Source organism: Pseudomonas sp. SIMBA_067, assembly GCF_046534675.1.
Classification (GTDB): domain Bacteria; phylum Pseudomonadota; class Gammaproteobacteria; order Pseudomonadales; family Pseudomonadaceae; genus Aquipseudomonas; species Aquipseudomonas putida.
This window is the reverse complement of sequence record NZ_JAWRYH010000706.1, coordinates 1-260: the sequence shown is the minus strand read 5'-3', so window position 1 is coordinate 260 and position 260 is coordinate 1. Positions and strand designations below refer to the sequence as shown.

Sequence of the window (260 nt, the reverse complement as noted above, 5' to 3'; positions counted from 1 at the left end):
AGCCTGTATCTGCAATTACTGGGCGGTAATCTAAGCCTAAACGTTCAAAAATATTACAGTAGGCTTTGTGCATTACTTGATACGTTGCATCTAAACATTCATCGGTTAAATGGAATGAGTAGGCATCTTTCATAGTAAATTCACGGGCACGCATAACACCAAATCGTGGGCGACGTTCGTCACGTACTTTAGTTTGTACTTGGTACAAAGTAATTGGCAGTTGTTTGTAGCTGTTAATTTCTTTACGAACAAAATCGGTG

At 39.2% G+C, this 260-nt stretch carries 1 protein-coding gene; it reads right to left on the bottom strand.

The features are described 5' to 3' along the window. On the bottom strand, window positions 1-260 hold a 260-nt coding region (locus tag SB765_RS30975; RefSeq protein WP_410932668.1), incomplete at both ends, for an aminoacyl--tRNA ligase-related protein.